Here is a 26,150-nt window from a genome sequence, read left to right as displayed (position 1 = left end):
GATCGTAGCGCCGGACCCGGGCTCAGGCTTTGTCGCCGTCGACCACGCTTGCCGCCGTGCGGAACGCCTCGACCGCGGTGGGCACGCCGCAGTAGATGCTGGCGTGCAGCAGCACCTCTTGCAGCTCTTCGGGCGTGACGCCGTTGTTGAGCGCGCCGCGCACATGGCCCTTGAGCTCGTGCTGCTTGCCCAATGCGATGAGCATGGACACGGTGATGAGGCTGCGGGTCTTCAGATCGATCCCCGGGCGCTGCCAGACGTCGCCCCAGGCGTTGCGCGTGATGTACTGCTGGATCGGTTCGGTGAAGGGCGTTGCATTGCCGAAGGCCTGCGCCACGAAGTCCTCACCCATCACGCGCTTGCGGGTGGCGAGGCCTTTGTCAAAGTCTTTGTCGTGGGTGGGTGGGTTCATACCGGGTCTCCTGAAAAGACGCCAGCATAGTCGCTACATTCGAGGGACACCGACGAAGGAGACCCCATGAACCGCTACCCCGCCCCCGACATCAACGACCTGCCCGACGACATCAAGGCCAAAGTGCTCGAGGTGCAGGAAAAAGCCGGCTTCGTGCCCAACGTGTTCCTGGCGCTGGCGCGCCGGCCGGCCGAGTGGCGCGCGTTCTTCGCGTACCACGACGCGCTGATGCTGAAGGAAGACGGCTCGCTGACCAAGGGCGAGCGCGAAATGATCGTGACCACCACCAGCGCGGCCAACCAGTGCCTGTACTGCGTGGTGGCGCATGGCGCGATCCTGCGCATCTACGAAAAGAAGCCGCTGGTGGCCGACCAGGTGGCGGTGAACTACCGCAAGGCCGACATCACGCCGCGCCAGAAGGCCATGCTCGATTTCGCGATGAAGGTGTGCGAGCGGTCGCACGAGGTCAACGACGACGACTTCCCACCGCTGCACGCGCATGGCTTCTCCGACGAAGACATCTGGGACATCGCCGCCATTACCGCCTTCTTCGGCCTGTCCAACCGCATCGCCAGCTTCAGCAACATGATGCCCAACCCGGAGTTCTATCTGATGGGTCGTGTGCCCAAGGCCAAGGCCAAGTGACGGGGTCGTTTGTGTAGGACAACGCCGTATCGTCGAAATCGGACAAGACCGACAGCACTTTTTGACCCGACACGGTTCAATCAAGGGCACACCACAACGCAAGGAGTGTTTACATGTCGATCAAACCATCCATCACCCGCGCCTTCCTGCTCACCGCCGCTCTCGCCCTGGGCACCGGCGCGGCATTTGCCGAAGACATCAAGGGCCGCATCACGGCCATCGACACCACGGCCAAGACCTTCACCGTCAACAGCGAAACCATCTACGTGACCGACAAGACCGACTACGAAAACGACTACAAGCGTTTCGAAGATCTGCGCCAAGGGCACTACGTGGAGGTCGACATCAACCGCAAGGATGGTCGCCTCTACGCCGACGACGTCGAGTACAAGTCCAACATCAAGGAAAACAAGCAATAACGCCCGTCAGCCACCGATGCGCAGCAGCTTGCCGCTGCCGCCATCGGTGAGCAGGTAGAGGCGCCCATCGGGCCCCTGGCGCACATCGCGGATGCGCTCGTTGCGGTTCGCGAGCAGGCGTTCGCGGCCCACCTCGCGCGCGCCATCGAACTGCAGGCGCCACAGAGCCGTGCCCGCCAAGGCACCCACGAACAGGCTGCCGCTCCAGTTCGTGGGGAAGGTGCCCGTGAAGAAGGCCATGCCGCTGGGCGCGATGGACGACTTCTGGCCACCGGTCCACGGCGCGCCATCGATCGTTTCCCAGTACGCCACCGGCTGCTCCATGCCGGCCTTGGCCGTGCCCTCGCCCACCTGCGTCGTGGTGCCGTATTCCTGTCCGTAGCTGATCACCGGCCAGCCGTGGTTGCGCGCGGGCAAGGTGAGGTTGACCTCGTCGCCACCCTGCGGCCCGTGTTCGTGGGTCCACAGCTCGCCGGTGTCCGGATGCAGCGTGGCGCCTTGCGGGTTGCGGTGGCCGTAGCTCCACAGGCCGGTGATCGCGCCGGCGATCACCGGGTTGCCCGGCGCGGCCGCGCCGCTGGTGGTGATGCGCACGACTTTGCCGTTGCCACGGCCCACATCCTGCGCGAACACGCGTTGGTCGTTGCTTTGCCGGTCGCCCATGGTGACGAAGAGATGGCCGTTGCGATCGAACACCAGGCGCGAACCGAAATGCGCGGTGCTCGCCACCTTGGGCAGCTGGCGGTAGATGACCTGCCAGTTCACCAGGGTCAGGGCACCGGTGTCGAGTTCGGCGCGCGCCACAGCCGTTCCGTTGAGCGACGGGTTCCCGCTGTCCGTCTCCGAGAAGCTGAAGTAGATGCGGCGGTTGCTGCCGAATGCCGGGTCCACCACCACGTCCAGCAGGCCGCCCTGCCCCGCGGTGGTCAGCCCCGAGAGGCCGACGAGGTTGATGTTGCTGAACGACTGCCCATCCGCCGCGTACAGCCGCAAGCTGCCGGTGCGCCCGGTCACGAGCATGCGGCCATCGGGCAGGAAGGCCAGGCTCCAGGGGTTGGGCAGGCCGGTGGCGAGTTCGGTCACCGCCACCGCGCCGGTGGTGGGCACGAAGCCGGGCGGCGCGTTGCCGGAACCGTTCGAATCGCCGCCACCACCCCCGCACGCGCTCAAGAGACCCATCGAAAGGCCCAGGGCGGCGAGCAACGCCGGATGCAGAGGAACGGCACGCATGGTGCCATGCTAGTCGAGCCTTGTCGGCCGTCGGTGCGCTATCGCACCAAACCCGGCGCGACCTCCAGCAGCACCTCGACCGGATGGCGCAAGCGCCGCTCCACCAGGCGTTGCGCCTGGCTGCGACAGGAATAGCCGGTGGCCAACAGTTCGCCCTCGGGGGGCGACGGCGCCTGCAGCAGCGGCCGCCAGCTCTGGTCAAAGATCACTTTCGACGTTGCCACGTTGCGCGACTCGTGGCCGTAGGTGCCGGACATGCCGCAGCACCCACTGGCCTGTGGCGTCAGCACCAGCCCGGCCTGGGCGAACAAGGTCGGCCACAGCGCGGTGCTGGCGGGCGCGGTGGTTTTTTCGGTGCAGTGCGCGAGCAGGCGGTAGGCCACGGGCTGCGCGGCGCGCAGGGTTTTCGGCCACGCCGCGAGCAACCACTCCTGCGGCAGCAGCACCTGGGGACAGTGCTCGGCACCCTGGACCTTGAGGTACTCCTGTCGATAGACCAGCGTCATCGCGGGATCCATTCCCACCAGAGGAATGCCGGACCGCGCCAAGGAGGCCAGCAACGCGGCGTTGCGGCGCGCCGCGCGTTCGAACGGTTGCAGAAATCCCTGCGCGTGCAGTGGCTTGCCGTTCGGCCGGAATGGCGCGAGGTAGACGGTGACACCCAGGCGCACAGCCAGCTCGGCCAGGGCGGCGAACACCGGCGTGTCGAACCAGCGCGTGAAAGCGTCCTGCACCAGCACCACGCTGCGCTGGCGCTCGTCGGCGGAGAGCGCCTCCAGCACCTGCGGCGTGGCTTGGCGCAAACCCAGGCGTTTGCAGGTGGCCGCGAAATCGAAACGGCTGAGCAGCGGACTGTCGACCATGCCGGCGTGCCGGTCCAGCGCGCGGCGCACCCAGGGGGCGGCCATCACACCGTTGTAGACGCCGGGCAGCCGCGCGAGCCAGGGCACCGTCGACTCCAGCGAGCCGATGAAGTAGTCCTTCAGCGGCCGCAGGTAGCGCTGGTGGTAGAGCTCCAGGAAGCGCGAGCGGAATTCGGGCACGCTGACCTTGACCGGACACTGGCCCGCGCAACTCTTGCAACCGAGGCAACCGGACATGGCTTCGTACACCTCGTGCGAGAAATCGTCCTGGTGGTCGCGCGTGTGGCGCCAGCGCCGAACGAGGCCCGACCAGAAGCCCGTGGAAGGCCGCTGCAACACGTCGGCACCGGCTTGCCCCTGCAGGCGCAGCCACTCGCGCATCAGCGAGGCCCGGCCCTTGGGTGAGTGCCGGCGCTCGCGCGTGCCCTTCCACGACGGGCACATGGCGTCGTCCGGATCGAAGTTGTAGCAGGCACCATTACCGTTGCAATGCATGGCGGTGCCAAAGCTCTGCCACACGCGCTCGTCGATGGTGCGGTCGGCTTCACCGCGCAGGGGCACGCCGTCGATCTTCAACAGCTGCGCTTGCGGCAGGGTCGCGGGCGTGGCGATCTTGCCGGGGTTCAACTGGTTGTGCGGGTCGAAGGCGGCCTTGAGTTGTTGCAACGCGGGGTAGAGCTCGCCAAAGAACTTCGGCGCGTACTCGCTGCGCACGCCCTTGCCGTGTTCGCCCCACAGCAGACCGCCGTAGCGCTGCGTGAGGTCGGCAACACCGTCGGAGACGACGCGCACCAGCGCGGCCTGGGCCGGGTCCTTCATGTCCAGCGCGGGCCGCACATGCAGCACGCCGGCATCGACGTGGCCGAACATGCCGTAGCTCAGGCCATGGCCGTCGAGCAGCGCGCGGAACTCGGCGATGTAGTCGGCCAGCTTCTCGGGTGGCACCGCCGTGTCTTCCACGAAGGGCTGCGGCCGCACTTCGCCCTGCACGTTGCCCAGCAGGCCGACGGCGCGCTTGCGCATGCCGTACACGCATTCCACCGCTTCGTGGCCTGCGGCCAGGGTGTGGCCCAGGCGCACCACGCTGGTGTCGGTTTGCAGGTGCGCGGCAAACGCCGCCACCCGCGCGTCCACGTCGGCCACGTCGTCGCCGCTGAACTCCACCAGGTTGATGCCGCGCGTCTCGGCCGCGTCGTTGGCCGTGGGGAAGTACGGCGACACGCTGTTCCACACGATGTCCTGCATGGCCAGCAGGAGCACCCTGGAGTCCACGGTTTCGATGGACAGGGGTTGGTGCGCCATCAGCGCCTGCGCATCGCGCAACGCGTCCATGAAGGTCGCGTAGCGCACATTGACCAGCACGGCGTAGCGCGGGATCGGCAGCACATGGAGCTCGGCCTCGACGACGAAGCCCAGCGAACCTTCCGCGCCGCACAGCACGCTGTTGAGGTTGAAGCGGCCGTCGGGTTCGCGCAGGTGGGCCAGGTCGTAGCCCGTGAGGCAGCGGTTGAGCCGGGGGAATTTCTCGGCGATGAGCGCGCCCTGCGTGTCGGCGATGTGGGCCGCGCAGCGGTAGGCATCGCCCACGCGGCCCGGTTGCGCCAGGCGCGATTGGAATTCTTCCTCGGACAGCGCCTGGCTCTCGAAGCGCTCGCCGCCGAGCAGCACACAGTCCAGCGCGTGCACGTGGTCGCGCGTCTTGCCGTAGGTGCAACTGCCCTGCCCGCTGGCATCGGTGTTGACCATGCCGCCGATGGTGGCGCGGTTGCTGGTGGAGAGCTCCGGCGCGAAGAACAAGCCATGCGGCTTGAGCGCGGCGTTGAGCTGGTCTTTCACCACGCCGCTCTGCACCTGCACCCGGCGCGCGGCGGGGTCGATCCACAGGATGCGGTTCATGTGCCGAGACAGGTCGACCACGACGCCGTCGGTGAGCGACTGGCCATTGGTGCCGGTGCCGCCGCCGCGCGCGGTCAGCGCAATGCCGCGGTGCGCGGGCTCGTCGGCCAGGCGCGCCAGCAGCTGGACGTCTTCGGCGTGTTTCGGAAACACGACGGCCTGCGGCACGCGCTGGTAGATGGAGTTGTCGGTGGCGAGCACCGTGCGGTCGGCCCAGCGGCTGCTGATCTCGCCAACGAAGCCCGCTTCGGCCAAGGCCTTGAGGAACGCCCGGTAGCGCGTGGCCGCGCCTTCCGGTGCGCGAATGGGCACGATGGCGGGTCGGCGTTCGGTGGTCGCGGCGCTTGTCATGTGGTTTGAAAGACCATGCAGATGGGACTGCCGCAGGGCGTGGTCGATGCGCGCACGAGCCGCGCTTTGCGGGGATCGACGCGAAACGCGACGATGGTGTCGCTCGCCTCGTTCAAGGCATACACCCACCGCCCCGTGGGATCGAAGGTGAAGAAGCGCGGCGTCTTGCCGGCGCTGGGTGTGGGCGCCAGAGCGCGCAAAAACCCCGTCTCTGGCGACACCGCGAAGGCCGCGATGCTGTCTTCGCCACGGTTGGACACATGCACGCGCGCCCCATCGGGCGACACCGCCACGGTCGCCGCCCGGCTGTTGCCGGTGAAGGCGTCGCTCAGCGTGCTCAGCACCTGCAACGGCCGAAGCGCGCCGGTGTCTGCGTCGAACCGGGAGGTGGCCACGGTCGAATCGAGGTCGTTGACGACGTACACGAACGGCTCGGTGGGGTGGAACGCGGCCAGCCGTGGGCCTGCTCCCTGGCGCGTGTCCACCCAGGGTGGCTCGGCCGGTTGCAGGCGGCCTTGCTCGAATCGGAAACAGAAGACGCGGTCCTGGCCCTTGTCCAGGGTCAGCACGAAGCGACCCGTCGGATCGAACACGCTGGCGTGCGGCCTCGAGGACTTCTGCTCGGTGCGGTGCGGGCCGGGCGATCCGGGCAATCCGATCCCTTGCACCGGCGCGCCGAGCGCACCGTGCGGGTCGAGCGGCATCACCGCAACGCTGCCCCCGTCCGGCCCCGCGTGGTTGGACACCACCAGGCAGCGCTCGTCGGGCGACAGCGCGGCGTGCACCGGGTTCTGGCCACCGCAGTTTTCGCGCTGCAGGAAACGCAGGCGCGCGCCCTGCTCTTCAACGGCGAAGACGCTGACCGCGTCGCCATCGCCGTGCACGGTGTAGAGCCGGTCGCGCCGCCGGTTGAGCACCAGGAACGATGGATTGAGCACATCGCCCACCACTTGCACAGGCTCGAGCGCGCCGCTGTCCGCGTCCACCCGAAACACGGTGATGCCATCGCCCCGTCCACCACGCTCGCGCGCGGTCCGCGCGCCGACATACGCGTGGACCGCAGGCCTCATGCGCCGGCCGGAGCCACCGAGGCGCCCTGGATGCCGTTGCGCCGCAACGCCTCGTGCACGAAGCCGGTGGCCTTCATGCGTTCCACGAAGTCGCTCAGGTAGGCGGCCGCGGCATCGCCCTTGGACTGCGGACAACCCATGGCCTGGCGGATCACCATGAAGCTGCCCGGCAGCATGCGCACGCCGCCGAGCCGCGCCGCGTCCAGCTCCAGCTGCTGCCGCACGCCAGCGGCCACGGCATGGCCTTCGGACAGCATGGTGTCAACCACCTCCTGCGAGGTCGCGGTGCGCACCAGCGTGGCATGCCGCAGCTCGCGCGTGAGGAACAGGTCGTAGGCACTTCCCTTGCCCACCACCACGTGCACACCGGGGTGGTCCACCTCGTCGCCGGACACCATCGCGGCACCGTCGCGCACCAGGTAACTCCCTTCGATCAACACATAGGGCGGCGTGAAGCGGATGCCCTGGCTGCGCGCCGGATCGATGGCAAAGAAACCGATGTCCGCGCGCTCTTCGCGCAAGGCCTCCACCGACTTGGCTGCGCCATCGAACACCACGTAATCGATCTCCGCGCCCAGCTCGGCGGCGAAGGCGCGCGCCAGATCGACCGACACGCCGCCCGGCCCGTCGGGGTCGCGGCGCGCGAGCACGGCATTGCCGGCGTTGATGGAAACGCGCAAGCGGCCCTCGGGGGCGAAAGCGCGGCGGACGGCCTCGGGGGCGAGGACGGCGGGATGGGTGTGGGGGTGTTGAGGGTTCATCAGCGCATTTTTACTCGGCCTTCAAACCCAGCTGCTTCACCAGGCCACCCCACTTCACGTTTTCTTCGGCGATGAAGCGCGTGAACTCGGCGGCCGAGTTGGGCACGATCTCGAAGCCCATCCTGGTGAACTGATCGCGCACCTCGGGCTGCTTCAGGATGGCCAGGGTCTCGCGGTTGATGCGCTCGACGATGGCCGAGGGCGTCTTGGTCACGGTCACCAGCCCGAACCAGGTGATCACCTCGAAGCCGGGGTAGCCGGATTCGGCGACGGTTGGAATGTCCGGCGCCATGGGCGAGCGCTGCAGGCCAGAGACCGCGATCGGACGCAGCTTGCCCTGCTGCACCGTGGGCAGCAGGCCGGCGATGCTGGACATCATCATCTGCACCTGCCCGCCCATCAGATCCACCAGCGCGGCCGCGTCACCCTTGTAGTGAACCGAGGTGAGGTCCACGCCCGCCGCCTTGCGGAACAGCTCCATCGACATGTGGGGCGAAGAACCGATGCCACCGGTGGAGTAGTTGATCTTGCCCGGGTTGGCCTTGGCGTACGCCACCAGCTCGGCCAGGTTCTTGGCCGGGAACGACGGGTGCACCACCATCAACAGCGGGTTGTGCACCACGCGGACGATGCCGGTGAAGTCCTTCACCGCGTCGTAGCCGACGTTGGGGTACAGATAGGGCGCGACCGCGTGCGTGGTCTGCACCGCCAGGTACAGCGTGTAGCCGTCGGCGGGTTGCTTGGCGGTGTAGGCCGCGCCAATGGAACCTGCCGCGCCGGGCCGTGCATCGACGATCACCGACTGGCCGAGCTTCTCGTTCAGGTGGTTGGCGATGATCCGGGCCACCTGATCGGTCGGCCCGCCCGCAGTGAAACCCACGACGATCTTCACCGGCTTGTTGGGGTAGTCGCCGCTCTGGGCGCGCGCGCCTGCGGTCACGGTGATGGCGATCAGGCCGAGCGCCGTGCGGCGGTTGAATTTTTGTGTCTGCATGTTTGTCTCCTGCGCTCGGTGGCGCTTGGGTTAAGGCCAGCTCAGGGGTGCGCGGAAAGAACCATCTCCGCGCCTTTCTCCGCGATGGCCATGGTGGGCACGGCGGTGCCCGACGAGGGAAGCGTCGGGCAGATCGACGAGTCGATCACCCGGAGCCGTTCAATGCCGTGCACCCGCAGTTGCGGGTCGACCACGGCCATGCCGTCCGTGCCCATCTTGCAAGTGCCCACCATGTGCCAGGAGGTCTGCAGCGTCTCGCGGATGTAGGCGAGCATGTCCGCGTCGTCCACCACGCCAGGGCCGGGGCGCGTCTCGCGCACCACCAGCGGTGTGAGGGCCGGCATGGCCGCGATGCCGCGCGAGATGCGCATGCCGCGCAGAAACAGCTGGGCGTCTTCTTCGTTCGACAGATAACGCGGGTCCATGCTGGCCTGCTCGCGCGGATCGGTGGAGCGGATGTGCAGGGTGCCGATCGATTTGGGCTGCAGCGTGGTCACGCCGAAGGTGAAGCCTGGGAACATGTCCATGCCGGTGCCGGGCGTGCGCGCGTAGCGGTCGCCACCGGAGAGCGGTTGCAGCCGCAGCACCAGATCGGCCTGTTTCTTGTCCGGGCTGCTGCGGTAGTTCATCTGCGCGGTGGACGATGAAATGGTCAGCAGGCCTTCGCGCTTGAAGATGAAGCGCAGGCCTTCGCGCATCTTGCGCAGCGGGCTGCGCAACACATCGTTCACGGTGATCCTCTCGCTGCACTCGAAGGTCAGCCGCGTGTTGGGGTGGTCGCGCAGGTTTTCGCCCACACCCGGCAAGTGGTGCAGCACGGCGATGCCGTGTTGACGCAAGACGGCCTCCTGGCCAATGCCCGAGCGCTCCAGCAGCGGTGGCGTGGCCAGTGGCCCGGCCGACAGAACCACTTCCTTGCGCGCACGCACCGTGGAGGTGGCACCACCGGTGTGCAGCAGTTCCACGCCCACGGCCGTGCGCCCTTCCATCACCAGGCGCGACACCGTGGTGTTGGGCAGGATGGTGAGGTTGCTGCGCCTGCGTGCCGGCTTCAGGTAGCCCGCGGCGGAGTTGTTGCGAAAGCCCTTGCGCGTCGAGTACTGCAGATAGAACGCGCCTTCGTAGCTGCCATCGTTGTAGTCCGGCAGCTCGCGGTAGCCTGCCTCGGTGCAGGCCTTGACGAAGGCGCCGGAGAGCTTGTCGAAGCGGTCCAGCCGCGTGCAGTGGATCGGGCCGCCACGGCCGCGCAGCGCGGGATCGCCTTGCGGAAAATCTTCCATGCGCTTGAACACCGGCAGCATGTCGGCATAGCCCCAGCCGGGGCATCCAAGCTCAACCCAGTGGTCGTATTCGGCCGGATCACCGCGCGCAAACAGGTTGCCGTTGATGGAGCCCGAACCGCCGATCACGCGGCCGCGCGTCCAGCGCTGGGGCTTGCCGTTGAGGTGTTGCTGCGCCTCGGTCATGTAGGGCCAGGTGACGTCGGGGTTGTTGATCAGGTTGACCACCAGCAACGGCACCTTGATGTTGAGGTTGTTGTCGCGCCCGCCGGCCTCGATCAACAGCACGCTATGGCGGCCATTCTGGGAAAGCCGCTCGGCGACGATGCAGCCAGCGCTGCCAGCGCCACACACAATGAAATCGAACTGCGCATCGGCGGGCAGCGAATCAACGTACATCGGTTCTGTCTCCTTCGTTTTGTGAAAGGCTCAAGCGGCTCTCGGCGTGAACCGGAGCGGAGTCTGCCGCAACACGACCATGAACAAAAATAATATTTGGGCATCGTTCCATCGCGAGATCGAATGCCGAAAAAGCCATGGTCCGGCACCCAGAATGCCTTGCTCACATACTGGGATGCCAAAGGATTATTTGTAGCGATGCTGGGGACGAGGTAGGGTCCTGACCCAGGACGCACCGCGCCCGCCGAAGAGCCACGCTTGCCCGGAAGAAAACAAGACAAGAGAAGACATCACACATGACCGACCCCTACCGACTTTTCATCGATGGCCAATGGCGCGAAGGCGCGCAGGCCCGCCGCTTCGACGCGGTCAACCCCTACAACCAGACCGTGTGGGCGCAGGTGTGCGAGGCCTCGGAAGACGATGTGCGCGACGCTGTCGCCGCGGCACGGCGCGCCTACGAAAACACCTGGCGCAAGACCAGTGGCACCCAACGCGCCGCGCTGCTGCACCGACTCGCCGAACTGCTGGAGCGCGAAGCCCCGCGCATGGCGCAGCTGGAGAGCACCGACAACGGCAAGACCATCCGCGAGACGCACGCACAGATGCTGTACGTGGCGCGCATCTTCCGTTTCTTCGCCGGTTATGCCGACAAGATCTGGGGCTCGGTGATCCCGCTGGACCAGCGCGACGTGTTCGACTACGCGGTGCGCGAGCCCTATGGCGTGGTGGGCGTGATCACGGCCTGGAATTCGCCCATCGCCCTGCTCGGCAACAAGCTGCCCGCCGCGCTCGCGGCCGGCAACTGCGTGGTCATCAAGCCCTCGGAACATGCCTCGGTGACCACACTCGAGTTCTGCAAGCTGGTCGAAGAAGCGGGCTTTCCATCCGGCGTGGTCAACGTGGTGACGGGCGATGTGACCATTGGTCGCGCCCTGGTCGGGGGTGGCGGCATCGACAAGATCACCTTCACCGGCAGCGGGCATGCGGGCCGCGACATCGCGTCCATGGCCGGCAAACAGCTCATTCCGGTGACGCTGGAGCTCGGCGGCAAATCGCCCAACATCGTCTTCGCCGACGCCGACGTGGAGAAGGCATTGGTCGGCGCGCTGGCCGGCATCTTCGCGGCGGCGGGGCAGACCTGCATCGCGGGTTCGCGCCTGCTGGTGCAGCGCCCGCTTTACGAGATCATGGCCAGGCGCCTGGCCGAGCGCGCCGAGCGTATCGTGCTCGGCAACCCGCTCGACCAAAGCACCGAGATGGGCACCGCCGCGAACGAGCCGCACTTTCGCCGCATCCTCGCGTCCATCGAGCGCGGCCGCGAAGAAGGCGCGCGCCTCATCACCGGTGGCGGGCCGAGCACCGACCCGGCGCTGGCGCGCGGTTTCTTCGTGCAGCCCACGATCTTTGCCGACGTGGACAACCGCATGCGCCTGGCGCAAGAGGAGATTTTTGGCCCGGTGCTGTCGATGATTCCGTTCGACACCGAGGAAGAAGCCCTCGCCATCGCCAACGACACCTGTTTCGGCCTGGCCTCGGCCGTGTGGACGCAAGACATCTCGCGCGCCATGCGCATGACGCGCGAACTGCGCGCCGGCGTGGTCTGGGTCAACACCTACCGCATGGTCTCGCCACAAGGCCCGTTCGGCGGCGTGAAGGAAAGCGGCTACGGCCGCGAGCGCGGCGAGGCGGGCCTGCACGAATTCACCATCACCAAGAACGTGATGATCGATTTTTCCGACGAGGTGCGCGACCCGTTCGCCATCAAGGCCTGAACCCAACCGAACACCACACGAGCGCACACACATGATCGATCGCATCGAGATTTTCGTCACCGAACTCCCCGTCCGCCTGAAGCGGATTTTCTCCAGCGGCAGCTACGACACCGGCCCTCTCGGGCGGGTGCTGGGCAAACCGGTGCTGGTGCGCATCCACGCCGATGGCGTGGTGGGCTGCGCGCAGATCCGCCCCATCGCGCCCGGACATTTCGTGTCCGACACCACGCAGAGTGTGGTCGCCGCCATTCGCGAGATCTACGGGCCGGACCTGCTGGGCCGCGACATCTTCGACATCGAAGGCATCAACGAGAGCTTCGACCTGCGCCTGGCCGGCAACCCGGCCGCGCGCGCCGTGCTCGACATCGCCCTGCACGACGCCATGGGCAAAGCCGTCGGCCTGCCGGTGCACAAGCTGATCGGCGGTGCCTGCCAACCCAACATCCCGCTGGAGTGGTCGGTGAGCCTGGCCGACGACGTGGGCGTGATGGTGGCCGAGGCCACGCGCGCGGTGGACGAGTTCGGCATCCAGGTGCTGTGCCTCAAGGCGGCCGACCGGCGCGGCTGGCGGCAGGACGTGCGCAACTTCGAAACCGTGCGCAAGGCCGTGGGGGATGACGTGGTGATCGGCGTGGACCCGAACACCGGCTGGTCGGTGGCCGACGCCATTGCGGCCACGCACGCGCTGCGGCCGTTTGACCTGGGCTATATCGAGCAGCCGGTGGCGCGGCGCAATCTGCGCGGCATGGCCGCCGTGCGGCGCGAGGCGGCGGGTGTGCCAGTGATGGCGGACGAAGGCATCTTCACCTTGCAGGATGCGTATGCCTTGGCCGAAGCGGGTGCGGCGGACGCGTTGTGCATCAAGCTCTACAAGATTGGCGGGCTCACACCGGCGCGCAAGATCGCGGCCGTGGCGGAGGCGGCGGACATCATGCTGAATGTGGGCGGTCTGGCGACGCAGTCGCAACTGGAGGCGGCTGCCGCCGCGCACTTCTATGCCAGCGTGCCGCAGCGCCGGATGATGGGGGCGGGGGAGTTCGTGTTCGGGCTGAATACGACGGCGCCGGATCCCCTCGTTCCGGAGACCGACTTCGTGATTCGCAATGGTTGTGTGGAGGTGCCTAAGGGGCCTGGGTTGGGGGTGATCATTGATGAGGATGCGTTGAGGAAGTACACGTTGTTGCATGAGGTGGTGAAGGCTTAGGGTCTCTTCTCGTTCCCCCCGGATCTTCTTCATTGCAGAGACATCTTTTCTTTCGTGGCTGGCCGGGTCTCGGCCCGGCGGCCGACTCACTTTCTTTTGCTTCGCCAAAAGAAAGTAAGCAAAGAAAAGGCGAGCCGAGGTCCGGGCCCCTGCGGGGTTCCTTGCGCTGCTCGGTGTGCGGGGAGAAGTTCGCAACTCGCTTCGCTCAAACACGCGAACTTCTTTTTCCCCGCACCCCTGCGCTGCTCAGCCCGGCCCCACGGCAAGATGCGGGAGCGGGAGCGGGAGCGGGAACGGGCGCTCAACTTGCTGTGGCACGCACCAGCAGGGTTCCTTCAAACAAGCGCCGCTGCGTGCGGTAAAACCCGCCGCTCTCCACATGCCAGTGGCCATCCTCTCGCCGCTTCACATCCGCCGCCACCTGTAACACGCCCGACGGCATGCCAATGCGCAATGGCCCGCCGCCTTCGCGTGCGGCCACGGCACACACCTGGTTCACCACGGAGCCCCCAATGCGCGCGGCCGTGGCCATGCACATCGACACCCCCAACGGCAAGGCGCGGTGCGGCTGGCCGTTGGACAGCGCGCGTGCCAGCAAGTCGACCGAACCCGCCACCACCGCATCGCCCGAGAGCGTCACCGAATCCGTCGGGGGCGCCACCACCGCAATGAAGGGCACTGCCGTGCGGCGCACCGCCTCTTCGGCATCGGCCGCCAGGCCCATGCGCTGCGAAGCTTCGATGCGAATGGCCGCCAGGCGCTGCATCAAGGCGCTGTCTTCCTCCATTTGCGTCGGTGACTCGGTGCCCTTAAGACCGACATCCGCCGCGCGCACAAACACGCAGGCATTGCTGGCATCGACCAGTGAAGCCTCGATCGCGCCCACACCCGGCACCTGCAACACATCGACCACGTTGCCCGTGGGCAGCAGGTGCCCCGTGGACGCGCCACCGGGATCGAGAAAGTCCAGGCGCAGCGGCGAACCGGTGCCGGCCACGCCGGGGATCTCCAGATCACCGTCCACCTCGGCCACACCGCCGCGCACGTCGAAGTGCGCCACGATGATCTTGCCGGTGTTGGTGTTGTGGATGCGGACCGCCGCCGGGCCGTCGGGCACGCGGATCAAACCCTCGTCCACCGCGAACGGGCCGATGGCGGCGGACATGTTGCCGCACAAGGGCTGCCAATCCACCTGCGCGGTCTTGATCTGCACCTGGCCGAAGGTGTAGTCCACGTCCGCGTCGGGGCGGCTCGGCGGCCCGATCACGCAGACCTTGGACAACGAACTCAAGCCGCCACCCATGCCGTCGAGCTGGCGGCCATACGGGTCCGGGCTTCCCATGGCGCCCAGCACGAGCGCGTCCCAATGGGCGCGGTCGGCCGGCAGATCGCGGGTGTGAAACAGCAGGCCCTTGCTGGTGCCCGCGCGCACGAAGACGGCGGGCAGTTTGGTCTGAAGCATCAATCCACCTTTGCGCCCGCGTCCACCACCGCTTTTCGCCACTTGGCGACCTCGCGTTCGAGGAAGCTGGAAAACTCGGCGGGCGTTCCCGCCACCACCTCGTTGCCGTCGGCCGACAGGCTCTGCCGGAACGCCGGCTCGCGGGCGAAGCGGGCCACGTCGCGCTGGATCTTGTCGACGATTGCATCGGGCGTGCCCACCGGCGCCAGCAAACCGTACCAGGCCGCCACGTCGTAACCGGGCACACCGGACTCGATCACCGTGGGCACATCCGGCAGCACCGGCGAACGGCGCGTGCCGGTGACGGCAATCGGCTTGAGCCGGCCGGCCTTGATCTGCGGCACCACCGAGCCCAACGCGCCGAGATAGACCTGCACCTGCCCGGCCATCACGTCGGTCAGTGCCGCGAGTGCGCCCTTGTACGGCACATGGATCATGTCGATGCCGGCGGCTTGTTTGAACATCTCGGGCGCGAGGTGGTTGAGCGTGCCGTTGCCCGCCGAGGCATACATCAACGTACCGGGTTTCGCCTTCGCGAGTGCCACCAGTTCGCGCACGTTGTTGGCGGGCACGGACGGGTTGACCACGAGGATGTCGTCCACCGTGTTGAGCAAAGTGACCGGTGCGAAGTCGCGCAGCGTGTCGTAGGGCAGGCTCTTGTACAGGCCGGGTGCGATGGCGAAGCTCACGTCCGTCATCAACAAGGTGTACCCATCGGCCGGCGACTTGGCCACTACGCCCGCGCCCAAGGTGGTGCCGGCGCCGGGGCGGTTGTCCACCACCACCGGCACGTTCCACAGGTCGGACAGTTTCTTACCGAGGTTGCGCGCGATCAGGTCGATGCCGCCGCCCGGTGGGTACACCACCACGATGCGCACGGGTTTGTTGGGCCAGTCCGCCGCCGCCGGCGCAGCGGTTTGTGCCATCGCCGCGGAAGCGAACAGCAGCGCTGCGGCGGCAGCGGCGACCCGACGGCGCTTCATGCCGCAGACCCCGCCGGTTGCGCAGCAGCGCGGCGCACCAGCTCCTGCTTGACCCAGTCGGTCACGCCCCCCATGTCGATGATCTGCTGGATGAACGCCGGCAGCGGCTCGGCGCGGTATACGCGGCCATCGAGCAGCACATGGCCGGTGACCGTGTCGACCTCGATGGACTGGCCCTGGCTCGCGGCTTGCGCCACTTCCGGGCTGATGATGATGGGCAGGCCGAGGTCGATGGACATGCGGTAGAAGGTGCGCGAGAAACTCGCCGCAACGATGCAGCTGATGCCCAGTGCCTTCAACCCGAACGGTGCCTGCTCGCGGCCCGAGCCGCAGCCGAAGTTGCGGCCCGCCACGATCACATCGCCCGGCTTCACCCGGCCCACGAAGCCCGGGTCGACCTCTTCGAAGATGTGTTTGGCGATGTCCGCCGGGTTCATCAGCGAAAGGTAGCGGCCCGGCACCATCACGTCGGTGTCCACGCTGTCGCCCAGCTTCTGCACGTTGCCTTTGAATTTCATGGCGTCGTTGTCCTTGTCTGCGCGCTCACAAGAGGGCGGGGTCGATGATTTCGCCAGCGACGGCGGTGGCGGCGGCGACATAGGAGTTGCCGAGGTAGACCTGGGCACCGGCGTGCCCGCCGCGTCCCTTGAAGTTGCGGTTGATGGTGGCGAAGCCCACCTCGCCGTCGTCGAGCGCGCCGTTGTGGCCACCGAAGCAGGCGCCGCAGGTCGGCGTGCTCACGGCCGCGCCGGCTTCGATGAAGATGTCGATCAAACCCTCGGCCATGGCCTCGCGGTAGATCTTCTGCGTGGCCGGCACGATCATGGCGCGCGTGCCCTTGGCCACCTTGCGGCCCTTGAGCACGCTGGCGATCTGCCGCAGGTCGGTCATGGTGCCGTTGGCGCAGTTGCCCATGTAGACCTGGTCCACATGCACATGCCGGATGTCGTCGACCGATACCACGTTCTCGGGCGAATACGGCTTGGCCACCATGGGGCGCATGCGGGCCAGGTCGATGTCGTGGCGCGAGTGGTATTGCGCATCGGCGTCGGCCACGGTCGCGGTCCAGGGCCGCTTGCAGGTGGCCTCGGCCCAGGCGCGCGTGATGTCGTCGAACTCGACGATGCCGGTCTTCGCGCCCGCCTCCACCACCATGTTGCAGATGCCCATGCGCTCGTCCATGTTGATGTCGGCCAGGCCCGGCCCGGCGAACTCCATGGAGCGGTAGAGCGCGCCGTCCACGCCGATGTCCTGCAGGATCTGCAGGATCACGTCCTTGCCGGTCACGTGCACCGCCTTCTTGCCGTGCAGGTTGAAGCGCATCGATTCGGGCACGCGGAACCAGGTTTCGTCGATCTGCATGATCGCGGCCATGCCGGCCCAGCTCATGCCGGTGCCAAAGGCGTTGAAGGCCCCGGCGGTGCCGGTGTGCGAGTCGCCCCCGGCGATCAGATCGCCCGGGCCGCACAGGCCCACTTCGGGCATGAGCGTGTGTTCGATGCCGCCCTTGCCCACGTCGTAGAAATGCTCGATGCCCTTGGACGTGGCGAAGCGGCGCATGTCCCCCAGCATGCGCGCGCCCGCGGCGCTCGGAGCCGGGGCGAAGTGGTCGCAGACCATCATCACCTTGTCGGGGTTCACCACCTTGCCACCACCCATGTTGGCGAAGTGGCGGAAGGCCACGGGGCCGTTGGCGTCGTTGAGCAACACCATGTCCACACGGGCGCGCACCACGTCGCCGGGTTCGACGCGGTCGCGGTCGTCGAGGCGGTGCGCCTCGAGAATCTTTTCTGCAATGGTTTGACGGGTCATGAAGGCTTTCGGATGCGGGTCAGGCGTTGGCGGCGATCGGTTTGCGGCTTCGGGCAAACGTGCCCGCGCTCGCGCCGGCCAGGCGGCCGAACACCGCACCGCTGGTGAGGCCGCTGGCGCCGGGGTAGTTGAAGTAGAAAATGCCACCGACCATCTCACCGGCCGCGTACAGGCCCTGGATGGGTTCGTGGTTGGTGTTGACCACCTGGGCCTCGTTGGTGATCTTCAGACCGCCGAAGGTGAAGGTCACGCCGCAGGTGATGGCGAACGCCTGGTAGGGCGGCTTGTCGAGCTTGAGCGCCCAGTTGGTCTTGGGTACCGCAAGCCCGCTCGTGCCCTTGCCGTCCTTGATGTTGGGATCGAAGGCCACGCTCTCGTCCACCGCCGCGTTGTACTCCTGGATGGTCTTGAGGCACTGCTCCGGGTCGACGTCGTCGAGCTTGCGCACGAGTTCTTCCAGCGTGTCCGCCTTCACCTTGGTGACGTGTTTGGTGCGGTACTCGTCGAGCAGCAGGTGCGACACCTTGTCGTCGTAGATCTGCCAGGCGAACTGGCCGGGCTGGTCGAGGATGAGGTGGCCGTACTTGGCATAGGTGAAGTTGCGGATGTCCGCGCCTTCGTCCAGAAAACGTTTGCCATCGCCGTTGACCATGATGCTGAAGGTGTAGCTGTGGCGCTGGAAATGCGGCGTGACATCCAGGTCGCCGAAATCCGTCGCGTAGCGCTCCCACCCGACCGCGTGGCAGCCGGACCAGTGGCCATACGGCTGCGCGCCGATGTTGAGCGCCATCGCCAGGCCGTCGCCCGTGTTGAAGCGCGTGCCCCGCACCTTGGCCAGGTCCCAGCCCTTGCCGAGGTAGCGCGTGCGCCACTCGCTGTTGGCCTCGAAACCACCGCAGGCCAGCACCACCGCATGCGCGGCAACGTTCTGCATGCGGCCATCGATGCGCACCACCACACCGTGAACGCCGTCCACGTCGTGGATCAGCTCTTTCACCCAGGCGTCGTAGCAGATCTGCACGCCCTTCTTTTCGGCCTGTTTGTACAGCGCTTCCACCAGGCCAGGACCACCGCCGTAGGTGGCCAGTGGCGCGCCGCCCCAGAACGTGAAGCGGCCGTTGGTCTTGTAGGCCTGGCGGCCATAGTTGGGCTGGAACTTCACGCCGTTGGCGTTCATCCAGCGCATCACCGCGTTGCTGTTGCGCACCAGGATTTCGCACAGGTCCGGGTCGGTGCGGTGCATGGTGACGCGGGCCATGTCGTCGAAGAAGTCGGCTTCGGGGTACGACCCGAAATCGGTGTTCGCGATTTCGTCGGCGGTGAGATCGCCGGACAGCGCAATGATGTCGTCCACGCCCTCGTAGGCGAAGCGCATCTTGCCGTCGGTGTAGGCGGTATTGCCACCGCGCTCGGCAAACGGCGCGCGTTCCAGCAACAGCACATCCGCACCTTGTTCGCGCGCCGATATCGCGGCACACAGCGCGGCATTGCCGCCTCCCACGATCACCACATCGTATTTTTTCTCTTCGTAGTTCATTGGTTCAGTCTCACGTTCGGTCACGTTCAGGTATGTCCTTTGTTGGGGTTCAAGCGGCAGGCTCATTCGGCGCGGATGTTGGCGCGGGCGATGATCCCGGCCCACTTGGTGATCTCCGTCTGGAGGAAGCGCCCGAACTCGTCCGGCCCCATCTCCACCGGGTCCATGCCTTGCGCCTGCATCTTGTCGCGCACCTCCTGCTTTTTCACCCCGGCGCGGATGGCGCCGTCAAGCTTGTCGACCACGGCCTTGGGCGTTCCAGCGGCCACGACGATGCCGTACCAGGAACTGGCCTCGTAGCCGGGCACGCCAGCCTCGGCGATCGTGGGCACATCGGGCAGCGCCAGCGTGCGGGTGCGGCCCGTGACCGCCAGCGGCACCAGCGTGCCGGCCTTGATGTGGGCAATGGTGTTGGCGGCCGCCGCCATCAGCACCTGCACCTCGCCGCCCACCGCCGCGGTGGTGGACGGTGCGCCGCCCTTGTAGGGCACATGGTTGATGTCCACCTTGGCCATGTAGTTGAACAACTCCATGGACATGTGGGTGATGTTGCCGATGCCGCCGGAACCAAAGTCGAGCTTGCCGGGGTTCTGCTGCGCGTACGTGATCAGTTCCTTCACCGAGCGCACCGGCAACCTGGGGTTCACCGCCAGCACCGATGGGCCCCAGGCGATCATGGACACCGGCGCCAGGTCCTTCTTCACGTCGAAGGTGATCTTGGGGAACATCGAGGGCATGGCCAACGTTGCGTTCGCCAGGTACAGGGTATGGCCATCGGCGGGTGAACGCGCCACGAAGTCCGCGCCGATGTTGCCGGCCGCGCCCGGTTTGTTGTCCACGATGACGGTCTGGCCCAGTGCATCGGAAATGCTCTGGGCAATCAGGCGCGCCACCACGTCGGTGGCTCCACCCGGCGCAAAACCGGACACCAGCCGGATCGGCCGGTTCGGGAACGGCGCCTGTGCCACGGCGGCACCCGTCACGCACAACATGCCCGCCGCGAGCACAAACCTGCCGAGCCAGTACCGGCCCTGCCCCATCGCTTTTTCCATCGTGGTCTCCTTCGATCGGGACAAGATATTTGCCCCTTTTTCATCGCGTTGCGGCACGATAGCGCTCTTGTGAATTCACTGCCAGAATATTGTGTTATCACAATATTCAATCCATTCATGCTGGGAAACCGATGAAACTGCTGCAACTGCGCTACGTACTGGAAGTCCACCGCCACGGCAACCACATCTCCAACACGGCCGAAGCGCTGCACACCTCGCAGCCCGGCATCAGCAAGCACATCCAGCAGATCGAGGCCGAGCTCGGCTTCGAAATCTTTGCCCGCAAACGCAACCGCATCGTCGGCCTGACCGAGCCGGGCCGTGAGGTGGTCACGATCGCCAAGCGGGTCGTCGGCGACATCGACAACCTCAAGCGCCTGGGTGAGGAAATTTCGGCGCGCGACACCGGCAGCCTGGCCATTGCCACCACGCACACGCAGGCGCGCTACGTGTTGCCCAAGGTGATCGAGCGCTTCATCCAGCGCCACCCGAATGTGCAGCTCCACCTGCGTCAGGGCAACCCGACGCAGATCTGCGAAATGGTGGAGGCCGGCGAGACCGACCTGGCCATCGGCACCGAGACCATGCGGGCCTTTCCCGCCCTGGTGCGGCTGGACTGCTTCGAGCTGGAGCGCATCATCATCGTGAAGGCGGGCCATCCGCTGTTGAAGATCCGCAAGCCCACGCTGCACGACGTGGCGGCGTATCCCATCATCACGCACGACCCGGCCTTCAGTGGCCGCTGGAAGGTGATGGAAGCCTTCCAGAAGGTCGGCATCGAGCCCAACATCGTGTTCGGCGCCGTAGACGCCGACGTCAGCAAAACCTATGTGGAACTGGGCATGGGCATCGCCGTGATGACCGCCGTCTCCTACGACCGGCGCAAGGACCAGGGCCTGCGCGCGATCGACGCGAGCCACCTGTTCAAGTCCAGCATGCTGTCGATCTCGGTGCGCGCCAACAGCTACCTGCGCAACCACACCTACGACTTCCTGCGCCTGTTCACACCCAAGCTCACCAAGGACTATGTGCGCTCCGCGATCGAGCAGCAGGCGGAGACCGAGCGATGAAATTCCGGCTGCGGCAGATGGAGGTGTTTCGCGCGGTGATGTTGACCGGCTCCATCAACGGTGCATCGAAGCTGCTGTTCATCTCGCAGCCCGCCGTCAGCCGCATCGTGGCGCACACCGAGCAGACGCTGGGCCTCTCGCTGTTCAACCGCGCCAAAGGCAAGCTGGTGCCCACGCCCGAGGGCGAGGCGCTGTTTCGCGAAGTGGACGGGTTCTACCAGCAGGCCCTGCGGGTCGACGAGTTCGCGCGCAACCTCGCGCACGGCTCCACCGGCACGCTCAACCTGTGCTCCAGCCCGTGCCTGAGCCGCGGCCTCATGGCGCGCGCCATCACCCGCTTCGTGCAGCGCTACCCACAGATCCGGGTGAGCTACCACGTCACCCTGCTGGCCGACATGGCGGCGGAGGTGTTGGGCCACAAGGTGGACCTGGCGGTCTCGGTCATGCCATTGCAGCATCCCAACCTGCAGACCACGCCCTTGACGGAAGGCCGCATGGTCTGTGTGATGCCGCGCGGGCACGAGCTGAGCCAGCTGCCCGCCGTCACCATCGCCGATCTCGCGCGCTACCCGCTCATCGCGCACGAGCGCGGCATTGCCTTTGGCCAACTCGTCACGGCGGCGTTTCGCAAGGCCGATGTAGAGCTGGCGTCTCGCATCGACATCCAGCAGACCGAGGTGGCCTGCTCACTGGTGCGCTCGGGTGCCGGCGTGGCGCTGGTGGACGAGTTCACCGTGGACGGCATGGACTGGCCCGACCTGCAGGTGTTGCCCCTGGTGGAAGAGATCGTGCTCACGCCCAGCGTGGTGCGCTCGGTGTTCGACCAGCGCACCACCCATGCGGACAAGTTCATCGAGGTGCTCCACCAGCAGGTGGCCGAAGACAAGCAGCGCCAGGTCAATCGGCCTTGATCTGCCGTTCCTTGATGATCGCGCCATAACGCTTGCTGTCGTCGGCCATCACGGTGGCGAACTGCTGCACCGTCAGCGGGGTGGCCTCGGCGCCGATGGTTTCGATCTGCGTCTTCACCGCCGGCATCGCCAGGATGCGGTTGATCTCGCGGTTGAGCCGCTCCACCACTGGCGCGGGCGTGCCGGCCGGTGCGTAGAAGCCGTGGGTCTGGCCGGCGTCAAAACCCTTGAGGCCGACTTCATCCAGCGTCGGCACATTGGGGAACGCAGCGGAACGCCGCATGCCGGCCACCGCCAGCAGGCGCAGTTTGTCGGCGCGCACGTGGGTCAGGCCAATGCCCGGATCGAAGAAGAAGTCCACCTGGCCGGCCAGCAGATCCTGCAGCGCGGGGGCGGAGCCCCGGTAGGGCACGTGCAGCGCGTACACGCCCGCCTGGCTCTTGAGCATTTCGCCCGCCAGGTGCAGGCCGGTCGCGTTGCCGGCCGACGCGTAGCTCAGCTTGCCGGGGTTGGCCTTGAGATAGGCGAGAAACTCTTTTGCATCCTTCACCGGCAGACTGGCTTTGGCCTCCAGGAACAACACGATGCGCGCCACTGCGGCCACCGGCGTGAGGTCCTTTTCCGTGTCGTAGGGCATCGAGGCGTAGATGAACGGGTTGGTGGTGATGGCGCTGCCCGCCGTCATCAACAACGTGTGCCCGTCGGCCGGGGCCTTGGCCACCGCTTCGGCGCCGATCATGCCGCTGGCGCCCGCGCGGTTCTCGATGATGACGGGCTGGCCCAGGGCCTGCTGCAGCGGTTGTGAAATGGCGCGCGCCAGCACATCGGGCGAACTGCCCGGTGGAAAGTTCACCACGATGCGGACCGGTTTGGACGGCCAGGCCTGGGCCAGCGCGGCACCAGGCATGGCCAGCAGCAGCATGCCGGCACTGGCGCTGGCCAACAGGGCTCGGCGCACCGAAGAAGAAATGGCGGGCATTTTTGTCATGAAAATGCTCCTTCAGGCGTCGATGGGAAGACCGGTGAAATTCTCGGAAAACTGCAGGCGGCCGGCGGTGGTGCCGGTCATGTAGTCGAGGTCGGCGCGTTGCAGGCGCCGCACGAACGAGCTGTCGCCGGAGAAGCTGTGCACCATGGTGCAAAGGCCGGCGGCGAAGCGCTGCACCAGCCACATGCGCTTGAGTTCTTCCCGCAATCGGTACGGCTCAACAACCTCGTGCTGGCCACGCTGAGCGCGTCGGAGCTTGCGGCGTTCGACAAGGCCCTGACCAAGCTCACGGGCGCGGCGGACGCGCTGGTCAAGTCCAGCCCACTCGAGGAGAAAGCGGACCGCCGCCACGGTGGCCGGCGGCGGGGCTCCGTGGGCCGGGTCGACGGTTTGCCGCGCCTGGGCGGTTGACGCCGAACGCCCCGCGACGGCCACTTAACACCGGGCTATACCCCACCGCCGAATTGGCAATGGCGCAACAGCGCCGCGACTCCTAGGATGCGCAGCAAGCACCCCGACACCCGGGGCGACGCACATCCAGGAGACCAAACGCCATGAAGATCGGACTGATAGGACTGGGCAACATCGGGGTGCACTTCGGCACCCGCCTGCTGGCCGCGGGCCACGAGCTGGTGGTGCACGACCGCAGCGCACCCGCGCAACAGCGCATGGCCGACAAGGGCGCCACGGTGGCGACCAGCGCGCACGAACTGGCCTCGCAGGTCGAGATGGTGCTGCTGTGCCTGCCGATGCCCGCCATCGTGAAGGACGTGGCCATCGGCGCGGGCAACGTGATCGACGGCAGCAAGGTGCGCCTGGTGCTGGACCTGTCGACCACCGGCCCGTCGGTGACGCGCGAGATCGCGACCGCACTCGAAGCGCGCAAGATCGCCTTCGTCAGCGCCCCCGTCAGCGGTGGCACGGTCGCCGCGGAAAAAGGAACGCTGGCGGTGATGCCGGCGGGTGCGCAAGCGGCGTATGAAGAGGTCGAGCCCCTGCTGCGCGTGATCGGCAAGAACATCTTCTACCTCGGCGCCGACCCCACGCTGGGCCAGACCATGAAGATCATCAACAACACGCTCTACGCCACCAGCATGGTGGCCAGCTGCGAAGCGCTGGTCTATGGCGTGAAGGCCGGCCTGGACGCCAAGACCATGCTCGACGTGCTCAACGCCTCCAGCGGCCGCTCCTTCGCCACGCTGGAGCGCATTCCGCAGTGCGTGCTCGACCGCAGCTTTCCGGTGCGTTTCACCACCGAGCTGCTGCACAAGGACATCAAGATGTGCATCGACGAGGCCGAGAAGCTCGGCGTGCCCATGCTGGTGAGCCCGGCCGCGCGGCAGTTCCTCGCTTTCGCCATCACCCAGGGCGACGGGCCGCGCGACAACGTTTTCCCCATTCGCCATTTCGAGCAATGGGCGGGTGTGCAGTTCGGCAGCGCGCCGGACGCCGTCTGACATCCCCTCATTCAAACTCCGGAGCACCGCACCATGTCCCTGATCAACGTTCGCAAAAAGCTGCTGACCCTCGAAACCGTTTACCACGAAGGCGGCCCTGCCCGCGCCGAGCCCATCCTCATGGGCTCCATCGTGGCGGTGGTGAACAACCCCTACGCCGGGCGCTATGTCGAAGACCTCACCGAGCTGGTGGAAGCCGCGAAGGTGCTGGCCAAGGAACTCGTGCCCGAGCTGCTGAACGCGATGGGCGGTGCGGACCGCATCCAGGCCTACGGCAAGGGCGCGATCGTCGGTGTGAACGGCGAGCTGGAGCACGGTGCCATCTGGCACGAGGCAGGTGGCTGGTCCATGCGCGCGAACCTGCCCAAGGCCAAGTCCATCGTGCCGACGGCAAAGGTCGTCGCGAGCGCCGGATTCCGGCTGCCGATTCCCATGCACAACATCGAGGCGGCCTACGTGCGCAGCCACTTCAGCACCATGGACGTGGGCGCGATCGACGGCCCGCGCCCGAACGAATGCCTGTATGCGCTGGTCATGTCCACCGGTGGCCGCGTGCACGAGCGCCTGGGTGGCCTGCGCGTCGACCAGATCTCCGTCGGTGACGGCCAGCGCTAAGCTGCAACCATGAAACCCAAGCTCCTCGTCCTGGTCTACCTGTCCGAAGAACACCGTGCGCTTGTCGCGGAGCAGTTCGACATGGTCTACGCGCCGATCGAAAAACCGCGCGTGGACCGGTCGGCCGCAGCGGCACTCATCGCCGCGCACGGCAGCCACTTTCGCGTGGTGCTCACCAACGGCGCGACCGGTCTCACGCCCGACGAATTCGCGGGTCTGACCGCGCTCGAACTGGTGTGCAGCCTGGGTGTGGGTTACGAGCACATTCCGGTGGATGTGGCGACCGCGCGCGGCATCCGCGTGTGCAACGCAGCCGGCACCAACGACGCGGCGGTGGCCGATCATGCGATGGCGATCCTGCTGGCCGCCATTCGCCGCATTCCTTTCCTCAACAGCGGCGTGCGCAACGGCCTGTGGCGCGACGACATCCCGCGCCCACCCCACGTGTCGGGCCGCAAGCTCGGCATCTTCGGCCTGGGCGCCATCGGCCGCCAGATGGCGCGGCGCGCGCACGGTTTCGACATGGACATCGGCTACTGCAGCCGCACGCGGCGCGATGAAACCGGCTACCGCTGGTTCGACGACATCCACGCCCTGGCCACCTGGTGCGATTACCTGGTGATCTGCGCGCCCGCCGGGCCCGACACCCACCACATCGTCAACCGCGCCGTGCTCGACGCGCTCGGTCCGGACGGCGTGCTGGTGAACGTGGCGCGCGGCTCGCTGGTGGACACCGCCGCGCTGGCCGATGCGCTGCGCGAGAAGCGCATTTGCGCCGCCGCGCTGGATGTGTACGAAGGCGAGCCGCTGCCGCCCGCGGCATTGCTGGCATTCGACAACGCCATCCTCACACCGCACATTGCCGGCATCTCGCCGCAAGCCATCCACGCCTCGGTCGTGCGCTTCATCGACAATGCGACCCGGCACTTCGCCGGCCAACCCCTGCTCACCCCGGTGAACTGAG

Annotated in this window: 25 protein-coding genes and 1 pseudogene; 11 read left to right on the top strand and 15 right to left on the bottom strand. The window is 66.7% G+C overall.

All coding sequences use genetic code 11. The annotated features are described in order from the left end of the window. Nucleotides 1-22 precede the first annotated feature (22 nt). Nucleotides 23-412: a carboxymuconolactone decarboxylase family protein gene (locus FFS09_RS04680; protein WP_137917696.1), complete on the bottom strand. Its 390-nt coding sequence runs from the start codon at nucleotides 410-412 to the stop codon at nucleotides 23-25. Between the two features lie 66 nt (nucleotides 413-478). Between FFS09_RS04680 and FFS09_RS04675 the strand changes: the two genes are divergently transcribed. After that, complete coding sequence (locus FFS09_RS04675) at nucleotides 479-1,057, top strand: peroxidase-related enzyme (RefSeq protein ID WP_137917695.1); 579 nt, start codon at nucleotides 479-481, stop codon at nucleotides 1,055-1,057. A gap of 113 nt (nucleotides 1,058-1,170) precedes the next feature. Beyond that, nucleotides 1,171-1,476 (top strand): DUF5666 domain-containing protein, encoded by a 306-nt coding sequence (locus FFS09_RS04670; RefSeq protein WP_137917694.1) that lies wholly within the window; start codon nucleotides 1,171-1,173, stop codon nucleotides 1,474-1,476. Between the two features lie 6 nt (nucleotides 1,477-1,482). On the opposite strand, the gene FFS09_RS04665 is transcribed toward FFS09_RS04670, so the two are convergent. The 6 genes from FFS09_RS04665 to FFS09_RS04640 are packed head-to-tail and all read right to left on the bottom strand — an operon-like array spanning nucleotide 1,483 to nucleotide 10,320. Beyond that, nucleotides 1,483-2,706: a PQQ-dependent sugar dehydrogenase gene (locus FFS09_RS04665; RefSeq protein ID WP_137917693.1), complete on the bottom strand. Its 1,224-nt coding sequence runs from the start codon at nucleotides 2,704-2,706 to the stop codon at nucleotides 1,483-1,485. Nucleotides 2,707-2,744: 38 nt separating this feature from the next. Beyond that, on the bottom strand, nucleotides 2,745-5,816 hold the full coding sequence (ydiJ, locus tag FFS09_RS04660; protein WP_137917692.1) for a D-2-hydroxyglutarate dehydrogenase YdiJ: 3,072 nt from the start codon (nucleotides 5,814-5,816) through the stop codon (nucleotides 2,745-2,747). Further along, nucleotides 5,813-6,886: a lactonase family protein gene (locus FFS09_RS04655; RefSeq protein WP_137917691.1), complete on the bottom strand. Its 1,074-nt coding sequence runs from the start codon at nucleotides 6,884-6,886 to the stop codon at nucleotides 5,813-5,815. Before FFS09_RS04655 ends, ydiJ begins: the two co-directional genes overlap by 4 nt. Next, entirely contained in the window at nucleotides 6,883-7,647 is a 765-nt protein-coding gene (locus tag FFS09_RS04650; protein ID WP_137917690.1) for a transporter substrate-binding domain-containing protein, read from the bottom strand. Before FFS09_RS04650 ends, FFS09_RS04655 begins: the two co-directional genes overlap by 4 nt. Before the next feature lie 10 nt (nucleotides 7,648-7,657). Continuing rightward, nucleotides 7,658-8,641 carry a Bug family tripartite tricarboxylate transporter substrate binding protein gene (locus FFS09_RS04645; protein ID WP_137917689.1) on the bottom strand — a complete coding sequence of 328 codons (984 nt, stop codon included), beginning with the start codon at nucleotides 8,639-8,641 and terminating at the stop codon, nucleotides 7,658-7,660. Between the two features lie 41 nt (nucleotides 8,642-8,682). Continuing rightward, the gene (locus FFS09_RS04640; protein WP_137917688.1) at nucleotides 8,683-10,320 is read right to left on the bottom strand and encodes a GMC family oxidoreductase; all 1,638 of its coding nucleotides are present in this window, start codon (nucleotides 10,318-10,320) and stop codon (nucleotides 8,683-8,685) included. A gap of 296 nt (nucleotides 10,321-10,616) precedes the next feature. Between FFS09_RS04640 and FFS09_RS04635 the strand changes: the two genes are divergently transcribed. Both FFS09_RS04635 and FFS09_RS04630 read left to right on the top strand, forming a co-directional pair. Continuing rightward, nucleotides 10,617-12,095 carry an aldehyde dehydrogenase gene (locus tag FFS09_RS04635; RefSeq protein WP_137917687.1) on the top strand — a complete coding sequence of 493 codons (1,479 nt, stop codon included), beginning with the start codon at nucleotides 10,617-10,619 and terminating at the stop codon, nucleotides 12,093-12,095. A 31-nt stretch (nucleotides 12,096-12,126) separates the two neighbouring features. After that, nucleotides 12,127-13,299 carry a mandelate racemase/muconate lactonizing enzyme family protein gene (locus FFS09_RS04630; RefSeq protein ID WP_137917686.1) on the top strand — a complete coding sequence of 391 codons (1,173 nt, stop codon included), beginning with the start codon at nucleotides 12,127-12,129 and terminating at the stop codon, nucleotides 13,297-13,299. A 301-nt stretch (nucleotides 13,300-13,600) separates the two neighbouring features. On the opposite strand, the gene FFS09_RS04625 is transcribed toward FFS09_RS04630, so the two are convergent. The 6 genes from FFS09_RS04625 to FFS09_RS04600 all read right to left on the bottom strand — a co-directional run bounded on the left by FFS09_RS04625 (nucleotide 13,601) and on the right by FFS09_RS04600 (nucleotide 20,145). After that, nucleotides 13,601-14,761, bottom strand: a complete 1,161-nt coding sequence (locus FFS09_RS04625; RefSeq protein WP_137917685.1) for a 2-methylaconitate cis-trans isomerase PrpF family protein — start codon at nucleotides 14,759-14,761, stop codon at nucleotides 13,601-13,603. Further along, nucleotides 14,761-15,744, bottom strand: coding sequence for a tripartite tricarboxylate transporter substrate binding protein (locus tag FFS09_RS04620; protein WP_137917684.1), 984 nt, complete (start codon nucleotides 15,742-15,744; stop codon nucleotides 14,761-14,763). The genes FFS09_RS04625 and FFS09_RS04620 overlap by 1 nt, the downstream gene beginning before the upstream one ends. Beyond that, a complete protein-coding gene (locus FFS09_RS04615; RefSeq protein ID WP_137917683.1) occupies nucleotides 15,741-16,262 on the bottom strand; it encodes a LeuD/DmdB family oxidoreductase small subunit in 522 nt (173 codons plus the stop codon). Before FFS09_RS04615 ends, FFS09_RS04620 begins: the two co-directional genes overlap by 4 nt. Before the next feature lie 25 nt (nucleotides 16,263-16,287). Next, a complete protein-coding gene (locus tag FFS09_RS04610; protein ID WP_137917682.1) occupies nucleotides 16,288-17,556 on the bottom strand; it encodes a 3-isopropylmalate dehydratase large subunit in 1,269 nt (422 codons plus the stop codon). A 19-nt stretch (nucleotides 17,557-17,575) separates the two neighbouring features. Then, nucleotides 17,576-19,093, bottom strand: coding sequence for an FAD-dependent tricarballylate dehydrogenase TcuA (gene tcuA / locus FFS09_RS04605; protein WP_137917681.1), 1,518 nt, complete (start codon nucleotides 19,091-19,093; stop codon nucleotides 17,576-17,578). 62 nt (nucleotides 19,094-19,155) lie between these two features. After that, nucleotides 19,156-20,145: a tripartite tricarboxylate transporter substrate binding protein gene (locus FFS09_RS04600; protein ID WP_137917680.1), complete on the bottom strand. Its 990-nt coding sequence runs from the start codon at nucleotides 20,143-20,145 to the stop codon at nucleotides 19,156-19,158. Between the two features lie 131 nt (nucleotides 20,146-20,276). Here FFS09_RS04600 and FFS09_RS04595 point away from each other — a divergent pair, with 131 nt between their 5' ends. Beyond that, nucleotides 20,277-21,215 carry a CysB family HTH-type transcriptional regulator gene (locus tag FFS09_RS04595; RefSeq protein ID WP_137917679.1) on the top strand — a complete coding sequence of 313 codons (939 nt, stop codon included), beginning with the start codon at nucleotides 20,277-20,279 and terminating at the stop codon, nucleotides 21,213-21,215. Beyond that, nucleotides 21,212-22,126, top strand: coding sequence for a LysR family transcriptional regulator (locus FFS09_RS04590; protein WP_137917678.1), 915 nt, complete (start codon nucleotides 21,212-21,214; stop codon nucleotides 22,124-22,126). The genes FFS09_RS04595 and FFS09_RS04590 overlap by 4 nt, the downstream gene beginning before the upstream one ends. On the opposite strand, the gene FFS09_RS04585 is transcribed toward FFS09_RS04590, so the two are convergent. Beyond that, nucleotides 22,113-23,114, bottom strand: coding sequence for a Bug family tripartite tricarboxylate transporter substrate binding protein (locus tag FFS09_RS04585; protein ID WP_137917677.1), 1,002 nt, complete (start codon nucleotides 23,112-23,114; stop codon nucleotides 22,113-22,115). The genes FFS09_RS04590 and FFS09_RS04585 overlap by 14 nt on opposite strands. 12 nt (nucleotides 23,115-23,126) lie before the next feature. Beyond that, nucleotides 23,127-23,261, bottom strand: coding sequence for a hypothetical protein (locus FFS09_RS31395; RefSeq protein ID WP_289509288.1), 135 nt, complete (start codon nucleotides 23,259-23,261; stop codon nucleotides 23,127-23,129). Between FFS09_RS31395 and FFS09_RS04575 the strand changes: the two genes are divergently transcribed. From FFS09_RS04575 to FFS09_RS04560, 5 genes and pseudogenes are all read left to right on the top strand, one after another. Then, nucleotides 23,253-23,525 (top strand): hypothetical protein, encoded by a 273-nt coding sequence (locus tag FFS09_RS04575; protein ID WP_171019864.1) that lies wholly within the window; start codon nucleotides 23,253-23,255, stop codon nucleotides 23,523-23,525. The genes FFS09_RS31395 and FFS09_RS04575 overlap by 9 nt on opposite strands. A 125-nt stretch (nucleotides 23,526-23,650) precedes the next feature. Then, nucleotides 23,651-24,136: pseudogene (locus FFS09_RS31390) on the top strand (NAD(P)-dependent oxidoreductase); the annotation flags it as partial. Between the two features lie 36 nt (nucleotides 24,137-24,172). Continuing rightward, nucleotides 24,173-24,571: an NAD-binding protein gene (locus FFS09_RS31385; RefSeq protein ID WP_289509289.1), complete on the top strand. Its 399-nt coding sequence runs from the start codon at nucleotides 24,173-24,175 to the stop codon at nucleotides 24,569-24,571. Between the two features lie 33 nt (nucleotides 24,572-24,604). Further along, complete coding sequence (locus FFS09_RS04565) at nucleotides 24,605-25,186, top strand: amino acid synthesis family protein (protein ID WP_137917674.1); 582 nt, start codon at nucleotides 24,605-24,607, stop codon at nucleotides 25,184-25,186. Nucleotides 25,187-25,195: 9 nt separating this feature from the next. Continuing rightward, complete coding sequence (locus tag FFS09_RS04560; protein WP_137917673.1) at nucleotides 25,196-26,149, top strand: 2-hydroxyacid dehydrogenase; 954 nt, start codon at nucleotides 25,196-25,198, stop codon at nucleotides 26,147-26,149. Nucleotide 26,150: the final 1 nt, after the last annotated feature.

The sequence above is a fragment of the Hydrogenophaga sp. 2FB genome (genome assembly GCF_005503365.1).
Lineage (GTDB): Bacteria > Pseudomonadota > Gammaproteobacteria > Burkholderiales > Burkholderiaceae_C > Hydrogenophaga.
This window is presented reverse-complemented; position numbering and strand designations above follow the sequence as displayed.